Source organism: Staphylococcus massiliensis, from assembly GCF_043186315.1.
GTDB lineage: Bacteria > Bacillota > Bacilli > Staphylococcales > Staphylococcaceae > Staphylococcus > Staphylococcus massiliensis.
In genome coordinates this window covers 1,873,561-1,892,339 of sequence record NZ_CP171119.1, presented here as the reverse complement: position 1 = coordinate 1,892,339, position 18,779 = coordinate 1,873,561, and the positions used below count along the sequence as shown (strand labels likewise).

Annotated in this window: 19 protein-coding genes; 18 read left to right on the top strand and 1 reads right to left on the bottom strand. The window is 38.5% G+C overall.

What is annotated here, in order from left to right; all coding sequences use genetic code 11:
- Positions 1-10: 10 nt before the first annotated feature.
- The 16 genes from ACF3N8_RS09175 (at position 11) to hfq (ending at position 14,566) form a co-directional block, all read left to right on the top strand.
- The gene (locus ACF3N8_RS09175; RefSeq protein ID WP_238101961.1) at positions 11-1,666 is read left to right on the top strand and encodes a glycerol-3-phosphate dehydrogenase/oxidase; all 1,656 of its coding nucleotides are present in this window, start codon (positions 11-13) and stop codon (positions 1,664-1,666) included.
- 330 nt (positions 1,667-1,996) lie between these two features.
- Positions 1,997-2,806 carry an ATP phosphoribosyltransferase regulatory subunit gene (locus ACF3N8_RS09170; RefSeq protein ID WP_238093548.1) on the top strand — a complete coding sequence of 270 codons (810 nt, stop codon included), beginning with the start codon at positions 1,997-1,999 and terminating at the stop codon, positions 2,804-2,806.
- Positions 2,807-2,821: 15 nt separating this feature from the next.
- Complete coding sequence (gene hisG, locus ACF3N8_RS09165) at positions 2,822-3,436, top strand: ATP phosphoribosyltransferase (protein ID WP_392449848.1); 615 nt, start codon at positions 2,822-2,824, stop codon at positions 3,434-3,436.
- The gene (gene hisD, locus ACF3N8_RS09160; RefSeq protein ID WP_009381803.1) at positions 3,426-4,691 is read left to right on the top strand and encodes a histidinol dehydrogenase; all 1,266 of its coding nucleotides are present in this window, start codon (positions 3,426-3,428) and stop codon (positions 4,689-4,691) included. Before hisG ends, hisD begins: the two co-directional genes overlap by 11 nt.
- Positions 4,675-5,664 (top strand): pyridoxal phosphate-dependent aminotransferase, encoded by a 990-nt coding sequence (locus tag ACF3N8_RS09155; RefSeq protein ID WP_392449847.1) that lies wholly within the window; start codon positions 4,675-4,677, stop codon positions 5,662-5,664. The genes hisD and ACF3N8_RS09155 overlap by 17 nt, the downstream gene beginning before the upstream one ends.
- Positions 5,654-6,241: an imidazoleglycerol-phosphate dehydratase HisB gene (gene hisB, locus ACF3N8_RS09150; protein WP_392449846.1), complete on the top strand. Its 588-nt coding sequence runs from the start codon at positions 5,654-5,656 to the stop codon at positions 6,239-6,241. The genes ACF3N8_RS09155 and hisB overlap by 11 nt, the downstream gene beginning before the upstream one ends.
- Positions 6,238-6,834 (top strand): imidazole glycerol phosphate synthase subunit HisH, encoded by a 597-nt coding sequence (gene hisH, locus ACF3N8_RS09145; RefSeq protein WP_009381808.1) that lies wholly within the window; start codon positions 6,238-6,240, stop codon positions 6,832-6,834. Before hisB ends, hisH begins: the two co-directional genes overlap by 4 nt.
- Positions 6,809-7,513 (top strand): 1-(5-phosphoribosyl)-5-((5-phosphoribosylamino)methylideneamino)imidazole-4-carboxamide isomerase, encoded by a 705-nt coding sequence (hisA, locus tag ACF3N8_RS09140; RefSeq protein WP_238101964.1) that lies wholly within the window; start codon positions 6,809-6,811, stop codon positions 7,511-7,513. Before hisH ends, hisA begins: the two co-directional genes overlap by 26 nt.
- Positions 7,510-8,274: an imidazole glycerol phosphate synthase subunit HisF gene (hisF, locus tag ACF3N8_RS09135; protein ID WP_009381811.1), complete on the top strand. Its 765-nt coding sequence runs from the start codon at positions 7,510-7,512 to the stop codon at positions 8,272-8,274. Before hisA ends, hisF begins: the two co-directional genes overlap by 4 nt.
- Positions 8,265-8,894, top strand: a complete 630-nt coding sequence (hisIE, locus tag ACF3N8_RS09130) for a bifunctional phosphoribosyl-AMP cyclohydrolase/phosphoribosyl-ATP diphosphatase HisIE (protein ID WP_392449845.1) — start codon at positions 8,265-8,267, stop codon at positions 8,892-8,894. Before hisF ends, hisIE begins: the two co-directional genes overlap by 10 nt.
- Before the next feature lie 165 nt (positions 8,895-9,059).
- Positions 9,060-10,064 carry a tripartite tricarboxylate transporter substrate binding protein gene (locus tag ACF3N8_RS09125; RefSeq protein ID WP_009381813.1) on the top strand — a complete coding sequence of 335 codons (1,005 nt, stop codon included), beginning with the start codon at positions 9,060-9,062 and terminating at the stop codon, positions 10,062-10,064.
- Positions 10,065-10,078: 14 nt separating this feature from the next.
- Positions 10,079-10,522: a tripartite tricarboxylate transporter TctB family protein gene (locus tag ACF3N8_RS09120; protein WP_238093534.1), complete on the top strand. Its 444-nt coding sequence runs from the start codon at positions 10,079-10,081 to the stop codon at positions 10,520-10,522.
- Between the two features lie 18 nt (positions 10,523-10,540).
- Positions 10,541-12,028 (top strand): tripartite tricarboxylate transporter permease, encoded by a 1,488-nt coding sequence (locus ACF3N8_RS09115; RefSeq protein WP_392449844.1) that lies wholly within the window; start codon positions 10,541-10,543, stop codon positions 12,026-12,028.
- Between the two features lie 432 nt (positions 12,029-12,460).
- Positions 12,461-13,399, top strand: coding sequence for an alpha/beta fold hydrolase (locus ACF3N8_RS09110; RefSeq protein WP_009381819.1), 939 nt, complete (start codon positions 12,461-12,463; stop codon positions 13,397-13,399).
- 7 nt (positions 13,400-13,406) lie between these two features.
- Entirely contained in the window at positions 13,407-14,360 is a 954-nt protein-coding gene (gene miaA, locus ACF3N8_RS09105; protein WP_392449843.1) for a tRNA (adenosine(37)-N6)-dimethylallyltransferase MiaA, read from the top strand.
- Between the two features lie 2 nt (positions 14,361-14,362).
- Entirely contained in the window at positions 14,363-14,566 is a 204-nt protein-coding gene (gene hfq / locus ACF3N8_RS09100) for an RNA chaperone Hfq (RefSeq protein ID WP_009381823.1), read from the top strand.
- Between the two features lie 852 nt (positions 14,567-15,418).
- Here hfq and ACF3N8_RS09095 read toward each other — a convergent pair.
- A complete protein-coding gene (locus ACF3N8_RS09095; protein ID WP_009381824.1) occupies positions 15,419-15,892 on the bottom strand; it encodes a glutathione peroxidase in 474 nt (157 codons plus the stop codon).
- A 108-nt stretch (positions 15,893-16,000) separates the two neighbouring features.
- On the opposite strand from ACF3N8_RS09095, the gene hflX reads away from it, so the two are divergent.
- Positions 16,001-17,236, top strand: coding sequence for a GTPase HflX (hflX, locus tag ACF3N8_RS09090; protein WP_009381825.1), 1,236 nt, complete (start codon positions 16,001-16,003; stop codon positions 17,234-17,236).
- Positions 17,237-17,251: 15 nt separating this feature from the next.
- Positions 17,252-18,493 carry a methionine gamma-lyase family protein gene (locus ACF3N8_RS09085; RefSeq protein WP_017176551.1) on the top strand — a complete coding sequence of 414 codons (1,242 nt, stop codon included), beginning with the start codon at positions 17,252-17,254 and terminating at the stop codon, positions 18,491-18,493.
- The last annotated feature ends 286 nt before the right edge of the window (positions 18,494-18,779 follow it).

Here is an 18,779-nt window from a genome sequence, read left to right as displayed (position 1 = left end):
GGTTCTTATTATGAGTTTATCAACGATTAAAAGAGGTCAAATCAAACGTCAAATGCAAGAAAATGAATATGATTTAGTCGTAATTGGTGGCGGTATTACAGGTGCAGGTATTGCTTTAGATGCAACGACACGTGGCATGAAAGTAGCTTTAGTTGAAATGCAAGACTTTGCTGAAGGTACAAGCTCACGTTCAACTAAACTTGTTCATGGTGGTTTAAGATATTTAAAACAATTCCAAGTTAACGTCGTTAAAGAAACAGGCCGTGAACGTGCGATCGTTTATGAAAATGGTCCTCACGTAACAACACCTGAATGGATGCTTTTACCAATGCATAAAGGTGGTACATTTGGTCCATTTACAACTTCAATTGGGTTACGCGTATATGACTTTTTAGCTGGCGTTAAAAAATCAGAACGTAAGAAAATGTTAAATAAGGAACAAACATTAGACAAAGAACCTTTAGTTAAACGTGACGGCCTTAAAGGTGGCGGTTACTACGTTGAATATCGTACAGACGATGCGCGTTTAACAATCGAAGTTATGAAAAAAGCAGCTGAAAAAGGTGCACATGTGATTAACTACGCGAAAGCAGCAAACTTCACATATACTAAGAAAAATAAAGTAAGCGGTGTTGAAGTTATTGACCGTTTAAACAACGAGAAATTTGAAGTTCGCGGTAAGAAAATCGTTAACGCAACAGGCCCTTGGGTAGACGAAGTGAGAGGTCAAGATCACTCTAAAAACAATAAAGAGTTATACCTTACTAAAGGTGTTCACTTAGTAATCGACCAATCTAAATTCCCATTACAACAAGCTGTTTATTTTGATACAGAAAAAGATGGTCGTATGATTTTCGCAATTCCTCGTGCAGGAAAAGCATATGTAGGTACAACAGATACACATTATGTGGAAGATAAAGCATCACCACTTGCTTCTCAAGAAGATAGAGATTATATCCTAGATGCAATCAATTACATGTTCCCTGATGTTAACGTTACAAATGACGACATCGAATCAACTTGGGCTGGTATCCGTCCATTAATCCTAGAAGAAGGTAAAGACCCTTCAGAAATTTCACGTAAAGACGAAGTTTGGGAAAGTAAATCTGGCTTACTAACTATTGCAGGTGGTAAGTTAACAGGTTACCGTCATATGGCTTATGACATCGTGAATTTAGTAGCAAAACGTTTAAAACAACAATACGGCCTTAAATTTAAAGAATGTCAAACGAAGCATTTACCAATCTCTGGTGGTGACGTTGGTGGTAGCCAAAACTTCGACAACTTCGTAGAACAAAAAGTGCGCGAAGCAAAAGCTTACCAAATTGATGAAGACGTAGCGCGTCACTTCGCTTCTCAATATGGTTCAAACGCTGATAAATTATTTGAAATTGCGCAAACAGCACGCATGCAAGGTACAAGTCTTCCATTAGAAGTGTATACTGAACTTGTTTACACAATTCAAAATGAAATGGTCGCAAAACCATCTGACTTCTTCGTACGTCGTACAGGTGCTCTATACTTTAACATTGAATACGTTGAAAAATATAAAGATGCTGTAATCGATGTTATGGCAGATTTACTTGGTTACGATCAAAATACAAAAGCGATGTATACAGACGAATTAGAAAGACACATCCGTAACGCTAAATATAGTATGAACTAATGCATATAGCTTAGTGTTTAAAAGCCCTAAATGGTTTAAACTTTAAATCATTTAGGGCTTTTTTGTATGCGCGATTTTAACTAAGCTGATGGCGGCGTAGTTCATCAGTGTTAAATTTCGAAATAATGTCTTTTTTCAGAATATTTGTTGTAGTTTCATTTTAGATGTGCTAATATGTGTTTTATCAATAACATTACTTTATTTCATTAGCGAGATAAAGAGATAGAAATTCGCTTTTTGAAGTAAAGTTTTATTTTAGCTAAATGCTTTAGTTCGCTAACAAGATAAAGCGACATTTCTTTAAACTAAATGATAAAGGAGCTTAACGACATGTCTGAGATGATTACTTTAAAGCAGAATGAAATACGTTTTCTTGAAAGATTTCAACAAGAAGGCTTTAAGTTAGTGGATATGAATTTAATTGAAACACTTGAATGGACACGATTGTCACATGATGATCTTAAGCAAATGGATGAACGTAGCTTATGGCAAGATCGTAATCAGGTTTATGCTTTACGTAATGATTTTACAGATCAATGTATGCGTTATTACGCACGCTACACGCGCGAAGCCACTAAAATTGCGTATTCGGGACCGATTGTACGTCATCATCAAGTTGAAACACAGCTTGGCATTGAGCGTTATGACCCGAATGAGCAAGATATCTTCCATTGTCTCGAAACTTTTCTATCATATATTCATCATGACCTTTCAGATTATGTATCACACATCATCATCGGGCATTACAAACTATTTGGGCTTTTGCTGGAGGAGAAGGATCAAAATAATGTCATCTATCAACTTATAGAACAACGCAATATATCTGAGTTGAAGGCGAAACTCGGTATAGCACACCCAGTCGTCCAGTTATTGTTGAAGCCAACCACGTCACAACTCGATTATTTAGCGACGTTATTTGATCCAGATCATGAAATCATTCAATCTCTTAAGGAATTTGAAACTTGGTTCAAAGCGCAAGGCATAGAGGATGTGCATCTAGACATTACACCGATGGCACCACGTAGCTATTATACAGGCGTCTTCATGCATTGCCATTTGGAAAAGGCCCAGGACCGTCAACTTTCAGGTGGATATTATAAGGGCGCTTTAGAAGGTTTTGGTTTAGGTCTAACTTTATAAAAAGGAGTCGTTAAGATGTTAACCATAGCATTACCTAAAGGAAGATTATTAAAAGATTTCATAAAATATTTAGATGGTCGAGGAGCTCAAGAGTGGGTTACGACACTTGAAGCCCGTGATCGTCAACTCATGTTAACGATTAGTCAGTACGATATTTTGCTCGTTAAAGGTTTTGATGTAGCGACTTATGTAGAAAAAGGCGTAGCTGATATCGGCATAATAGGTAGCGATATTTTAGAGGAAACAGTGCCGAACGTGAATTACTTAATTGACTTACCATTTGGTCATTGTCACTTTGCGGTTGCCGCTAAACCTGAAACTGAAACCTTTAATCGTATTGCGACATCATATGACGCGACAACGAAACGTTTCTTTGAAGGGTTAGGTCAGGATGTTGAAATCATTCATCTTAATGGCTCTGTTGAATTGGCGTGCAAGGTTGATATGGTAGATGCCATTGTCGATATCGTTCAAACAGGTTCGACACTACGTTCGAATGGCCTCATTGAAAAGCAACATATCAAAGACATCCAAGCTAAGCTTATAACAAATAAAGCTGCTTACTTTAGAAAAGCAAGTGCCATCGACGACTTTATACAATTTTTAGGAGTGACCATTCATGATATATAACCGAGCAACCTTTCAAAAACTACAAACCAATCAACCTACATTTAATGAAGATATACATGAAATTGTAAAAGCGATTTGTGACAATGTAAAGATTCATGGTGACACTGCGCTTAAACAATACAATGCATCCTTTGACAAGGTTGAACTCGAGGAACTTGAATTGCCTAAAGATGAAATGGAAAGTGCTTTTAATCAGCTTGATTCAGAGTTGAAGTCTGCTTTAATCGAAAGCCACAAACGTATTCAAACGTTTCAAGAATCCATTAAAATCGCGTCAACCAAAGGTACTTCTGAGTGCTATGAGATGTATCATCCACTAGATCGGATTGGAATCTATGTACCTGGTGGTAAAGCAAGTTATCCATCGACCGTATTAATGACTGCTACGCTAGCTCAAGTCGCAGGTGTTAAAGAAATCATCGTCGTGACACCGCCTAAAAAGGAAGGCATTAATCAAGCCGTGTGTGCAGCTTGTTATATTGCAGGCGTTGATCGCATCTTTCAAGTAGGCGGAGCACAAAGTATCTCTGCTTTAAGATACGGTACGGAATCTATACCACCTGTTGATAAAATTGTAGGGCCAGGTAATCAATTTGTTGCTTATGCGAAAAAATATTTATTCGGTGAAGTTGGAATTGATATGATAGCTGGACCAAGCGAAATCGCTATCGTTGTAGATGAAACGGCGGACATAGAAGCGGTCGTATTTGATGTATTCGCACAAGCTGAACATGATGAAATGGCGCGAACTTTCGTGGTATCTGAAAGCTTAGCCGTCTTAGAAGCTATTCAGAAACGCATTCAACAAACGCTTCCTAACGTTCAACGGCGTGACATTATTGCCGAAAGTCTTAAGCACCATCACTACCTAATTCATAGTGCGTCATTTGAAGAGACATGTCAGATCATGAATGACATTGCGCCTGAACATGCATCTATACAAACGGCTCATCCTAAGCATTACCTAAATTACATCTATAAAGTTGGTGCCCTGTTCTTAGGTCACTATGCCCCTGAAGCTATCGGTGATTACGTTGCTGGACCTAGCCATGTGTTACCGACGAATGGTAATGCACGTTTTGCGAACGGCTTATCCGTAAATGACTTTTTCACGCGTCATTCTGTCATTCATTTATCAAAAGACACGTTCGACGAGACAACTCGAAGTGCTGAGATTATTGCACAAGAAGAAGCACTTTTCAATCATGCACAGTCATTAAAAGTACGAGGTGAGCGTTATGATACGCATTCATAAAAATGAAAGTCCGATTCCACCGCTTAGTTCAGAGGTTGTCGGCGACATTATTTCGAACATTTCAGTTCAACAATACCCAGGACGTGAGTACGATGAATTTAAAGCGGCGTACGCAAACTTTTATAACATTAAGGTGTCGCAAATCATTTGTGGTAATGGGTCTGACGAGTTGATTCAAAAACTTATGATACTCATGCCTGAAGGACCTATATTAACTTTGAATCCTGACTTCTTCATGTATCGCGCGTATGCGAAACAACTACAACGCGATATTCACTTTGTTGAAGCCGATGATCGATTGGTCTTTTCAAAGGAGAGAATCTTAAATGCTATCAAAACGTTACGTCCAAGTTGCTTTATATTGAGTAGTCCGCATAATCCGACTGGCTATCAATTTAAAGATGGCTTTCTATTAGATTTAGCCGTTGAAATGAAAGCGATAGGTGGCTATTTGGTGGTTGACGAAGCTTATATGGATTATGGCGAGCCTGCGAACTTACCATTTCAAGACCATATCATTCAATTACGAACGTTATCTAAGGCGTATTCACTAGCGGGGTTAAGAATTGGAGTCGCTATAAGTACGGATGCGACGATTGATGTGTTAAAGCGTATCGAACATCCGTATCCCTTAAACACATTTGCGCTTAAAATCGTGACGTATATGTTCGAACACGTAGACGCTACAACGCGCTATATCGAACATCAACGCGCACTTGCTGATCGATTAAAATCAATCTTTAGCAAAGTCGCGCATTTAATGACCGTTTACCCAAGCGCTACGAACTTTGTACTTACTAAAGGAGAACGTGCTCGTGCGCTAGGCGCATTTATTCATCAAAATGGCTTTTTGCCGAGGTTTTATGAGGAAACAGGCATGACGGATTGTGTGCGTTATTCAATTACGACACAGACGCACTTAAATCAACTTGAACAACTTGTTGAAACATGGAGGGATACACATGATATTTGAGAAAACAAGACAAACGCGTGAAACGAACCTCGAAATCAAGATTGCATTTAAAGAATCTGAGCCTCAAACGTTCATTCAAACTGGTGTTGGGTTTCTAGACCACATGCTTGAGTTATTTGCGTTTCATAGTCAAATCCATTTATACATTAAAGCTGAGGGAGATACGTTTGTTGACGATCATCATACCACGGAAGATATAGGCATCGTGCTTGGACAATTGTTGTTAGAACTCACAAAGTCCCTTCAAAGTTTCAATCGCTATGGTGTGAGTTATTTACCGATGGATGAGACTCTAGCGCGAACGGTTGTAGATATTAGCGGACGACCTTATCTCGTTTTCCAAGCGCCTCTTTCTAAAGAGAAGGTAGGAACATTTGATACGGAACTCGTCGAAGAATTCTTTAGAGCACTTGTGATCAACGCACGACTAACCGTTCATATGGATTTAATACGTGGCGGTAACACGCATCACGAAATTGAAGCTCTATTTAAATCTTTCGGGCGTGCTTTAAACGAAGCGTTAAGTGAATCGAGCGCGTATCAAGGCGTACCTTCATCTAAGGGTGTGATTGAATGATTGCGATTATAGACTACGGGGTTGGTAATATTCAGAACGTCGAACGCGCGATAAGGCATCTTGGTTACAAAACGATGCTTACACATCAAGAAGCAGAAATTCTTGAGGCTGACTGTATCGTGTTACCGGGTGTCGGGCATTTTAAGGCGGCGATGACAGCTTTAGAAGCATGCAATCTCGTTTCCATTTTAAAAGGCATTCAGTCAAAGCCTATTATTGGTATTTGTTTAGGCATGCAATTGCTGTATGAATTCAGTGAGGAAGGACATGTAGACGGTTTAGGATTAATACCAGGTCAAGTTAAGCATATTCAAACGTTACTTCCTGTACCACATTTAGGGTGGAACGAACTTCATAGCGACCATCCAAATTTAAAAGGTGACGTTTACTTTATTCATAGTTACCAGGCCGAAATGAACGCATATACCGTTGCGTATGCTGACTACGAGACTGAAATTCCAGCCGTCGTGCAACATCGTAATGCGATAGGTATTCAATTTCACCCCGAAAAAAGTGGCGAAGTAGGGTTGAATATCTTAGAAACAGCTTTAAAGGGAGGATTTGTAGATGATCGAAATTTGGCCAGCCATTGATTTAATTGAATCTGAAAGCGTTCGACTCACTGAGGGTGACTACGCGACTAAAGAAGCGATGACGAAGACTGCTGAGGAAAGTATTGCGTTTTATAATCAGTTCGCGTGCGTAAAACGTATTCATATCGTCGACTTAATTTGTGCGAAAACTTCCCAACCCGTTGAAAGGTCCTTTATAACAACACTCGTGCAACAAGCACAAAAGCCTGTTGAAGTTGGAGGCGGCATCAGAGAAATTGAAACGGTTCAAGCTTATTTCGAAGCCGGGGTGTCCTACTGTATTGTAGGTACTAAAGCTATCGAAGACTTTGAGTGGTTACAGGCTTTGACCGAAAGATATCCGAATCGAATTTATCTTGGTCTCGATGCCTACGACGACGAAATTAAAGTAAACGGGTGGCTTGAAAGTAGCCGCTACCAGTTATCGACGTTTATTGATAAGGTAGATGCACTTAAACTGGGCGGCATTATTTATACCGACATTTCTAAAGATGGTCGCATGCAAGGACCTAACGTGGCGCGTGTTAAAGACTTAGTTGAACAATCCGCACATCCTATCATCGCGTCAGGTGGCGTGCGTCATCAATCTGATTTAAAAGCCCTTGAAAAAGTAGGTGCGAAAGCAGCAATAGTTGGTAAAGCTGCTCACCAAGCATCCTTTTGGGAGGGATTAACATGATAAAAAAACGCGTCATTGCTTGTTTAGATGTTAAAGATGGTCGTGTTGTCAAAGGAGTTCAATTTAAGGGATTAAGAGATATCGGTGATCCTGTTGAATATGCGATGTACTACAATGAAGCGGGTATAGACGAGCTCGTATATTTAGATATTTCAAAGACCGAATCAGGTCATCAATTGATGTTAGATGTCATAAGTGAAGCTGCATCGAAGTTATTCATACCAATGACAGTAGGAGGCGGTATTCAGTCATTAGAAGATATTTCGAAGCTTTTAAAACATGGCGCGGATAAAGTATCGCTTAATTCGGCTGCTTTAAGAAATCCTTCTTTAATCAAAGAAGCAAGCGAGCGATTTGGTAAGCAGTGCATTTGTGTTGCTATTGATAGCGGCTATGTCGATGAATTAGATGATTATTATTGCTTTACGCACGGTGGTAAGAAACAAACATCGAAACGCGTTTACGACTGGGTTGAAGAAGTTGAGGCTTTAGGAGCTGGCGAATTATTAGTCACAAGTATGGCTTATGATGGGATGAAACAAGGCTTTGATATTGATCATTTAAATGAAATTCAAAGACGCGTTAATATTCCTATTATTGCTTCTGGAGGCGGAGGTAATGCGGGACACTTTGTGACGTTATTTCAGGAGTCTCAAGTTTCAGCTGGCTTAGCAGCAAGTATTTTACATGATAAGGAAGTATCAGTTTCAACGATTAAATCAGAAATGGCTAAAGGAGGTATCCCGGTAAGATGGCATTAGAACCAGACTTTTCAAAGGGGTTATTACCTGCAATTTTACAAGATGAAACGACGAAGCAAGTACTCATGCTTGGATATATGAACGAAGCGGCTTTCCTGAAGACAGTTGAAGACGGTGTTGTTTGGTTTTACTCTCGTTCTAAGTCACGTCTTTGGAAGAAAGGTGAAACGTCAGGTCATATACAAGTAGTTACAGATATGACACTAGATTGTGATCAAGATGCATTGTTAGTATTTGTGCGACCTGAAGGTCCAACGTGTCACACAGGTTCAACAAGTTGCTTCAATACTGAGGTGACATTCGCCGTACAACACTTAGCTCAAACGATTGAACAGTCGTTAGAGGAAAATCGGGAATCTTCCTATATCAATTATTTGATTAAAGAGGGCATTGAAAAGATTACGAAAAAATTCGGCGAAGAAGCATTTGAAGTTGTGATTGCTTCAATGAAAAATGATCGCTCGGAAATTATTGATGAGACTGCTGATTTAATGTATCACTTATTTGTGTTGTTGAAAGAACGCGGGATACCTTTTGATGAAGTTGAAGCGGTACTTGAACGACGTCACCATAAGAAAAGTAACTTTAAAGGTGAACGTAAGGACATTCGAAATTGGTAATGATTCTAAAACGCTTGAGGTAAATGAACGGTACCTTGAGCGTTATTTTTTATTACGTCGTTTTTCTATAATAAATATATTTAGAAAGCGTAAAAGTGATTACATATTTCAAAATATTCTGATAATATAAACGTATAAAACTAAACAGAGGTGGAGGGGATACATATGAGAAAGTATATCGCTTTCTTAAGTGTCATAATACTTGCTTTAGGGTTAGTCGGTTGCAATCAGAAAGAAACTGAATCAGAATCCGATGAAAAGCCTAAAGCTTCTAATGGTGCTTTTCCTAATAAGACACTCGAAATCATTGCGCCAGCATCACCAGGTGGAGGTTGGGATACTACAGCGCGAGCGATTCAAAAGATTATGAAGGAAGAAAACTTAGCTGACCAAAATATCACTGTAGTGAATAAACCTGGCGGCGGTGGCGAAGTTGGATGGCAATATTTGTCGACTAAAGACGCTCACCACATTGCAATAAATTCGAGCTTAATTCTGTCGAATAAGGAATTAGGAATAAGTGAATTATCGAATGAATCATTTACGCCGCTAGCGATTCTTGCAACGGAGTGGATCAGTCTTTCAGCTTCAAATCAATCAAAGTTAACATCAGGTAAAGAAGCGATGGAGAAATTAAAGAAAGATCCTAAATCGCTAACAATTGGTGTGGCGCCTGGTTTAGGCAATAACGACCACTTGGCATTTGTTCAAGCCGCGAAAACGTACGGTGTTGATGTCGAGAAGTTAAACATACTTGTATATAAAAGCGGTGGCGACCTTCAAACTGCCTTAATTGGAGGTCATGTTGATATCGCATCAACTGCCATTTCCGAAGTGAAAGAACAACATCAAACGGAGAAATTACGTGTACTTGCGACGACATCTGATAAACGTATTAAAGGATTAGAAGATGTGCCAACTTGGAAGGAACAAGGGGTCAATATGGTCTTTCCGCATTGGCGTGGCGTTATGGGACCTAAAGATATGACTGATGAAGAGCGTGCCTATTGGGATAAAACGTTATCTAAAGTCGTTAAAACTAAGAGTTGGCAAACGTTACGTGAGAACAAAAACTGGGATGATTTTTACAAAGACAGCAAAGAATCTGAGAAGTTCCTTAAAGAACAACGTAAGAAATATAAACGCTTAGTAGATGAAGCAGGATTTTAAAGGGGGATGTGACTATGGTTCGTTATGTGACACCGATCATCTTAATTTTGGTTGGTATGATTTATCTCATATTTTCATTAAATTTACCGAAAGCTCGAATTGGAGATGCGAATGGTCCAATGTATTTCCCAATTATAGTAGGGTCGATTCTATGTATCATGAGCGTGGTTTATTTGTTTCAAGAATTTAGGAAACGTCATGAGCGCTTCGACTTTTTTAAGCCATTTTTAAATCAGAGAACTTTGAAGTTGTTAGTAGGCTCGATTGTAACAATCGTGGTCTATGCGTTGATCTTTGAACGCGTGGGATTTCTTATTTCTACGATTCTATTTTTAGGCATCATAATGTTTTTAGTGAATGGTCATAAAAAGTGGCTACTCAATATTGTTGTTTCAATTATATTCTCAACTGTTTTATGGTACACATTTTCAGTATTACTCGGCGTGAGTTTGCCGTAGGGAGAAAGGGGGATTACTATGGGATTTGATTTAAATAGTTTTATGGAAGGTTTACAAACTGCGCTACATCCAATGAATATACTTTGGGTTATCATAGGTGGATTTCTTGGAACAGTAGTGGGTATGTTGCCTGGTTTAGGACCTGCTACAGCGGTAGCGGTATTAATTCCGATTACATTCGGTATGGAGCCAGTTAGTGCGCTTATCTTAATGGTTTCAATCTACTACGGCGCTATGTATGGTGGCTCAAGAAGTTCGATTTTATTAAATACACCGGGGGATGGTTCGGCGATAGCTGCAACCTTTGATGGTTATCCGATGACGAAAAATGGACAAGCAGGTAAAGCGTTGACGATTTCTGCAGTCGCATCACTTGTAGGTGGCTTAATGGCTGTGATTGGCTTTATCTTTTTAGCTCAACCACTATCCGATTTAGCCTTAAAGTTTGGACCTCGTGAATACTTTATCTTGTTCTTATTCACGTTGTCGACGATCGTGTCACTATCCCTTGGAAAGATGGTTAAAGGTTTGATTGCAACGTGTATCGGTTTGATGATTAGTACAGTTGGTGTAGATTTACAAACAAGCGTCCATCGCTTCACTTTTGATATTACACACCTTAGCGAAGGTATCGACTTCTTAGTCGTGATTATCGGTGTATATGCCGTCGCAGAAGTGTTTTACAACTATGTACATTTAGACGCATTGAATCCACCAAACACTGACCTAGGTACAATGAAGCTGAGTAAAGAAGATATTAAACGAACACGTTTTACAATGTTGCGCCAAAGTCCTATAGGCTTTTTAATCGGTGTGTTACCAGGTGCAGGTGGATCAATTGCATCGATTTTAAGTTACTCCACTGAAAAGCAAATTTCCAAAAACAAGGATCAATTTGGTAAAGGTGCCATTGAAGGGGTAGCTGCGCCAGAAGCTTCCAATAACGCGGCGTCTGTAGGTGCTTTGATTCCGCTTTTAACAATGGGGATTCCTGGTTCAGGTACTACTGCTGTCATTCTAGGAGCTGTCGTGATGTTAGGTTTACAACCTGGTCCGCTTCTTTTTGAAAATGAACCCGAAACCATCTGGACACTTATTAACAGTATGTTTATTGGAAACATCTTTTTAGTGATTTTAAATATCGCATTGATTGGTTTATTACTCAAAATTCTGCGTACACCGCCGAAAGTGCTATATCCAATTATCTTGATCTTAGCTTTCGTAGGAACGTATACGCTCGGTTATAGCGTTACTGACTTCTATATTTTACTTATCTTTGGAGTAATTGGTTTAGTCTTGAAAATTTTAGATTTTCCAGTTGCGCCATTGATTTTAGCTGCAATTGTAGGGTCTGATATGGAACAAAACTTTAGAAAAAGCTTAATAACGAGTAATAATAATATTTTCGACATCTTCTTCGGATCACCAATCGCAATCATCTTGACGTTAATGACCGTGTTTGCGCTTTGTTATCCATTACTTATTAAAAAAGTCAAAAAAGCATAAAATAAAAGCTGTGGATGATTGCCACAGCTTTTTTAACGTTATTATTTAATTTAAAAATGGAAATTGTTACATTTGTTGCTGAAGCAAAGTAAGATTAATCATAATAAGTGGAACAATAACGTGTGGGCTCAGAGAAAAGGGACTTAACATCATGTTTCAAGAGGGCAGGCGTGCACCTCCTCAATTAAGCTAAAACAGAGAGAAAAGCCAGGTCTTGCATTGTCTACACTTTAAGTATAGTCGATTCAAAAGAATTGTACAAGTTAATTTAAAATGTTATTTAATACCTTGAAATATCCATTAAATCCTTTATAATGTTTTGTATGAAAAATAGTTAACGTTCTCTTCTAGATTTGATTAATTTTAAATAGACGGGTTATATTATTGTTAAGCCAAATTTTAAAATTATCGTATTAAGTGAGGAGAATACAAATGCGCCAGCATGACTATTTTAAAATAACTGTTCAAGATAATACGACGTTAGAAGTTAAAGTTGATAAATGTGAAATGGATCCCGTTGGAGTCGTACATATCATACATGGTATGGCTGAGCACATGGATCGTTATGACGCAATTGCACATGAACTTAACTTACAAGGTTATTACGTGATTCGTCATAATCAACGTGGTCATGGTAAAGACATCGATGAAAAGACACGCGGGTATTACGATTCTTTAGAAGGTCTTGTAGATGATGCTTTAGAAATTTATGAAACGATTCTTCCTGACTTTCCTGAAGGTTTACCATATATTGTAATCGGTCATTCAATGGGTTCTATTGTAGCGCGTATGTATGCCATTAAATATCCAGACGTTTTAAACGGCTTAATTTTAAGTGGAACTGGTAACTTTCCTAAATGGAAGGGGTACCCTGCAATGTTCGGTTTAAAATTATGTGCCATATTTACTGGTAAAAGACGCAAGTTAGACATTATCAACAAACAGTTGTATCAATCATTGAACAAGCGTTTTCAGCCAGTTAAATCAGTCAATGACTGGTTAACAAGTGTGCGCGCAGATGTGGAAAAATTTGACCAAGACCAATATGCTGGTTTTAAAGTATCCAACCAACTGCTTTATGAAACTGTTAAAAGTATGATGAAGTCAGCACGAATTAAAAACATTCAAAAAATGAATCCTGATTTACCTGTGTTAATGATCTCAGGTAAAGACGATCCGTTTGGTGATTATGGAATAGGTGTACGTAATCTTGGACGTCTTTTCAAGAAAGGAAACATTCAACATATAACTGTACAATTATATCGTAAGAAGCGTCATGAAATTCTTTTCGAAAAGGACAATGACGTTGTACTTAAACATATGTTTGAATGGATTGATAAGCAAATTGTTAGAAAATTTCAAAGTGAGTGATGCATGAATGGTAGATAAAGAGAAAAAGCCATTTTTAATTGTCATCGTTGGTCCAACAGGTGTTGGGAAAACTGAATTTAGTATTGAATTAGCAAAACGCGTAGATGGTGAAATTATTAGTGGGGACTCTATGCAAATCTATAAAGGGATGGACATAGGTACTGCTAAAGTGACAAAAGAGGAAATGAAAGGCATTCCTCATCACATGATAGACATCATGGAGCCTGATGCGTCATTTTCAGTCTATGACTTTAAAGTTCGTGTTCAAGCATTAATTGAGGATATTTCAAGTCGTGGCAAAACGTCGATTATCGCGGGAGGGACTGGCCTATACATTCAGTCCGTCCTTTATGATTATCCTTTTGATGAAGAAGCCGTGAGCGATGAACATATGGCAAAAGTAAATGAGAAAATGGATGAATTAAGTAAGCTTGATAATGAGGCACTTCATCATTATTTAGGTGAATTTGACCCTGTATCTAAAGAGAATATTCACCCTAATAACCGTGTACGCGTTGAACGCGCGATTAAGTATTACTTAAAAACGAAAAAAATTTTAAGTAATCGAAAGAAAACAGTACAATTAACTGAAAATTATGATACATTATTATTAGGGATAGAAATGTCGCGCGAAACATTATATGATAGAATAAATAAACGTGTTGATATTATGTTGTCTCATGGTTTAATGAATGAAGTCCAAGAACTCATAGAACAAGGTTATGAATCATGTCAGAGTATGCAAGCAATTGGTTACAAAGAACTTGTGCCTGTAGTGAATGATGAACTCGATTTCGATAGCGCTGTAAGTAAGTTGAAGCAACATTCCAGAAATTATGCCAAACGTCAAATGACTTGGTTTAAAAATAAGCTAAATGTTCATTGGTTAGATAAAGAAAATATGACGCTTTCATTGATGTTAGATGAGGTTACTGCCCAAATTAAAAAAAGGAGAAATTGAACATGATCGCAAATCAAAACATTCAAGACGAAATTTTAGAAAAGTTTAAAAATGAGGAAAGTGAACTCACAGTATTCCTTTTAAATGGTTTCCAAATGAAAGGTACAGTGGCAGGCTTTGACCAAGAAGTTGTAAACTTACTCTCACAAGGTAAAAACCATTTAATCTATAAACATGCGATTAGTACATTCGTTGAAGAAGCTTAATTCAACCTTTTTCAGCTGAATTAAATATCAATTGTGCGAAATTGTGCGAACTATAAAAATTTGGGTATAAAATCCTGAGACATTTAAGTGTCTTGGGATTTTTGTTTTGTTTGAGGGGCTGGAGTGATAGTGGGCGTATGGGTCTAATGCCGAGTTATTATGAGAATTTGAAACAGGGATATGGTGGGGCGCCCGTTGTTACAAAGATTTATGAAACAATGTAATAAGGGCGCCATGTTACAAAGACTGTTTGAAACAATGTAATAAGGGCGCCATGTTACAAAGACTGTTGTAAACAATGTAATAAGGGCGCCATGTTACAAAGACTGAGGTAAACAATGTAATAAGGGAGCCATGTTACAAAGACTGTTGTAAACAATGTAATAAGGACGCCATGTTACAAAGATTTATGAAACATTGTAATAAGGGAGCCATGTTATAAAGACTGAGGTAAACAATGTAACAAGGAAGCCATGTTACAAAGACTGAAACAAACAATGTAACATGTGCTGGATACCGTTATGCGAAAGAAAATAAAAACAATCGCACAAGGGGTTCGTTAAGCGAAAGAAAATAAAAACAATCGCATAACGAAGCCGTTATGCGAAAGAAAATAAAAACAATCGCACAAGGGGTTCGTTATGCGAAAGAAAATAAAAACAATCGCACAACGGAGCCGTTATGCGAAAGAAAAGTAAAACAATCGCATAAGGGGTTCGTTATGCGAAAGAAATTCAAAACAATCGCATAACGCCGCCGTATCACGCCATCAGCCTTTACTCCGCCTTTTAACTAAATAAAAAAGTCAAGGCGCTACTACAAAGCCTTGACTCACAACTCAAATATATAGAATTATAAATACTTTTCAATGTAATCCTTAATTTGACTAGGTTTCTTCTGAGGGGCAAAGCGTTTCACGACATTGCCGTCTCGGTCAATTAAGAATTTCGTAAAGTTCCATTTAATTTTATCATTTAAAAAGCCATTTTGTTCAGAAGTTAAGAATTTAAAAAGTGGATGCTGGTGCTCGCCTTTTACATCGACCTTTTCATGCATAGGGAAAGAAACACCATAGTTTAATTTACAATTTTGCATGGCTTCTGCACCAGATCCTGGTTCTTGTCCACCGAATTGATTGCACGGAAAACCTAATACAACAAAGCCTTTTGATTTATATGTATCATATAACTCTTCAAGGCCGTCAAATTGGGGTGTGAATCCACATTCGCTCGCTGTATTAACAATTAAAAGTACATTATCTTTATATTTTTCTAATGAATAATCATTTCCTTTAGCGTCTTTTACTTCAATATCGTATAGACTCATTTTTAAACCACCTCTTAACAATAATTTAACACATTAAGGCGTGTTCGTCTTTATTCATGCACTATGTTAAAATATGGGGGATATATTTATAGAAATGTGGTGAATAATTTGTCACAACTAAAACCGTTAGAAACGAAACAACATAAGGAAACGGCTTGTCTAATCGGTGTAGATAGTGAGGAGGATCAGACATTTGACTTTGAATCAACGATGGCTGAGTTAAATGCGCTATCTCATACATGTCAATTAGACGTACGTGGTCAGATTACGCAGAATCGACACCAATTTGATCACAAATATTATGTAGGAAAAGGCAAATTACAAGAAATAAATGAATTCGTAACAATGAACGACATTGATGTCGTTGTAGTCAATGATGAACTCACAACAGCGCAATCGAAACACCTCAATGACACACTCAATGTTAAGATCATCGACCGAACGCAGCTCATCTTAGAAATCTTTGCGCTCCGTGCGAAAAGTAAAGAAGGTAAACTTCAAGTTGAATATGCTCAACTCGATTATCTACTGCCACGCCTACAAGGTCATGGTAAATCCTTATCTCGTCTAGGTGGCGGTATCGGTACTCGAGGTCCAGGTGAAACAAAGCTTGAAATGGACCGTCGTCACATCCGTACGCGTATGAATGAAATCAAACATCAACTTCAAACAGTCGTGAACCATCGTGAACGTTACCGTAACAAACGTATCCAAAACGAGGTATTCCACGTCGCATTAGTTGGCTACACAAACGCCGGCAAATCCTCTTGGTTTAATACACTTGCAGACGAAACGACTTACGAGAAAGATTTACTCTTTGCGACACTCGACCCTAAAACAAGACGTATTCAAATTAATAATGGCTTTAACCTAATTATCTCCGACACAGTAGGATTCATCCAGAAGCTGCCGACAACATTAATCGCAGCCTTCAAATCTACACTTGAAGAAGCTAAGGGTGCGAACCTACTCCTTCACGTCGTTGATGCGAGTCATGACAATTACAAGACGCAGTATGATACCGTCAACCGCTTAATCAAAGACTTAGACATGGATACGATTCCCCAAGCAGTCATTTTCAATAAGAAAGATTTGTGTACAGGGGAAGCTCCGATATCAGAGCATCCTAACGTTTTCGTCTCATCAAAAGACCAGTCAGACATACATCACGTTAAAGATTTAGTATTCGATTGCATCAAAGACACACTCGATTACTATGAAGAAACGCTTTCAAGCTCAGAAGCGTCTCGACTTTACTTTTTAAAACAGAACACGCTCGTCACAAATTTAGAATTTAACGAAGCGGACGAAACGTATACCATCCAAGGCTACAAAAACAAATAGAAAGAAGTATGTTATATGAAAGATATGAACCAGTTAGTAGAAACAGTTGAATCAGAATTAGCGCCATATTTTAAAGAAGTAGATGCGATTTCTTTATACAATCAAGAAAAGGTGCTCGATGCCTTTCACGCGGTTAAAGTCTCTGAAAGTGACTTATTGGGCACGACGGGTTACGGTTACGACGACTTCGGGCGTGATCATTTAGAAGAAATTTATGCACGCACATTTAAAGCAGAAGATGCACTCGTACGACCTCAAATTATTTCAGGAACGCACGCCATTACCATCGCGCTTCAAAGCATACTTCAAGCAGGCGATGAATTATTGTATATCACAGGGACACCTTATGACACATTGCAAGAAGTGATTGGTATCAATGGTAACGGTGTAATGAGCCTTAAAGAGTACGGCGTCAGTTACCAAGACGTACCGCTTAAAGATGGCGCATTCGATACAGAGCAAATCTTAGATAGCATTCATGACAAGACGAAAGTCGTTGCGATACAACGTTCGAAAGGGTATGATCAACGCCCATCTGTAGATATTGATGCGATTGAAGCGATTATTCAAACCATTAAGTCGAAGCATCCTAACGTTATCGTGTTCGTCGATAACTGTTACGGTGAATTCGTAGAGCGCACAGAACCTATCGAGTGCGGTGCAGATATTATTGCGGGATCGCTTATTAAGAATCCAGGTGGCGGCTTAGCTAAGATAGGCGGCTACATCGCAGGTCGACAAGACTTAATTGAACGCTGCGGCTACCGTTTAACAGCGCCAGGCATTGGTAAAGAAGCAGGTGCGTCATTATACTCACTTCATGAGATGTATCAAGGTTTCTTCATGGCGCCGCACGTCGTTGCACAAAGTTTGAAAGGTGCACTGTTTACAAGTCTCCTCCTTGAAAAGGTCAATATGACAACATCACCTAAATACAACGCGAAACGCACTGACCTTATTCAAACCGTGACTTTTGATACGAAAGAACAAATGATTCAATTCTGCCAAAGCATCCAACACGCATCTCCAGTTAACGCACACTTTAGTCCTGAACCAAGCTACATGCCAGGTTATGAAGACGATGTGATTATGGCAGCTGGAACCTTCGTTCAAGGGTCTTCCATCGAGTTATCGGCAGATGGCCCAATACGTCCACCATACGAAGCGTACGTGCAAGGCGGTTTAACGTATGAGCACGTCAAGATTGCAGTCATGCGTGCCGTTAAGAAACTTCAAGATCAAGGTCTAATATCATAATGGATGCAGCGTTAGGGTAGTTGAGCTATCTTAACGCTTTTTTCTTCTTGAAAAGCCCTATGGTATAATTCTCTCCTTTCTATAAAACCTTTGGTATTAACTTTCTCTATTTTAAAAGCCCTAGGGTATTAACTCTCTTCATTTTAAAAGCCCTAGGGTATTAACTCTCTTCATTTTAAAAGCCCTAAACTATTAACTTTTCCATTTGAAGAAGTCTTAGGTTGTTAACTTTTTCATTTCGAAAGGCCTTTTAAATTAAAAAGAAAACTAATTTGAAAATGAATTT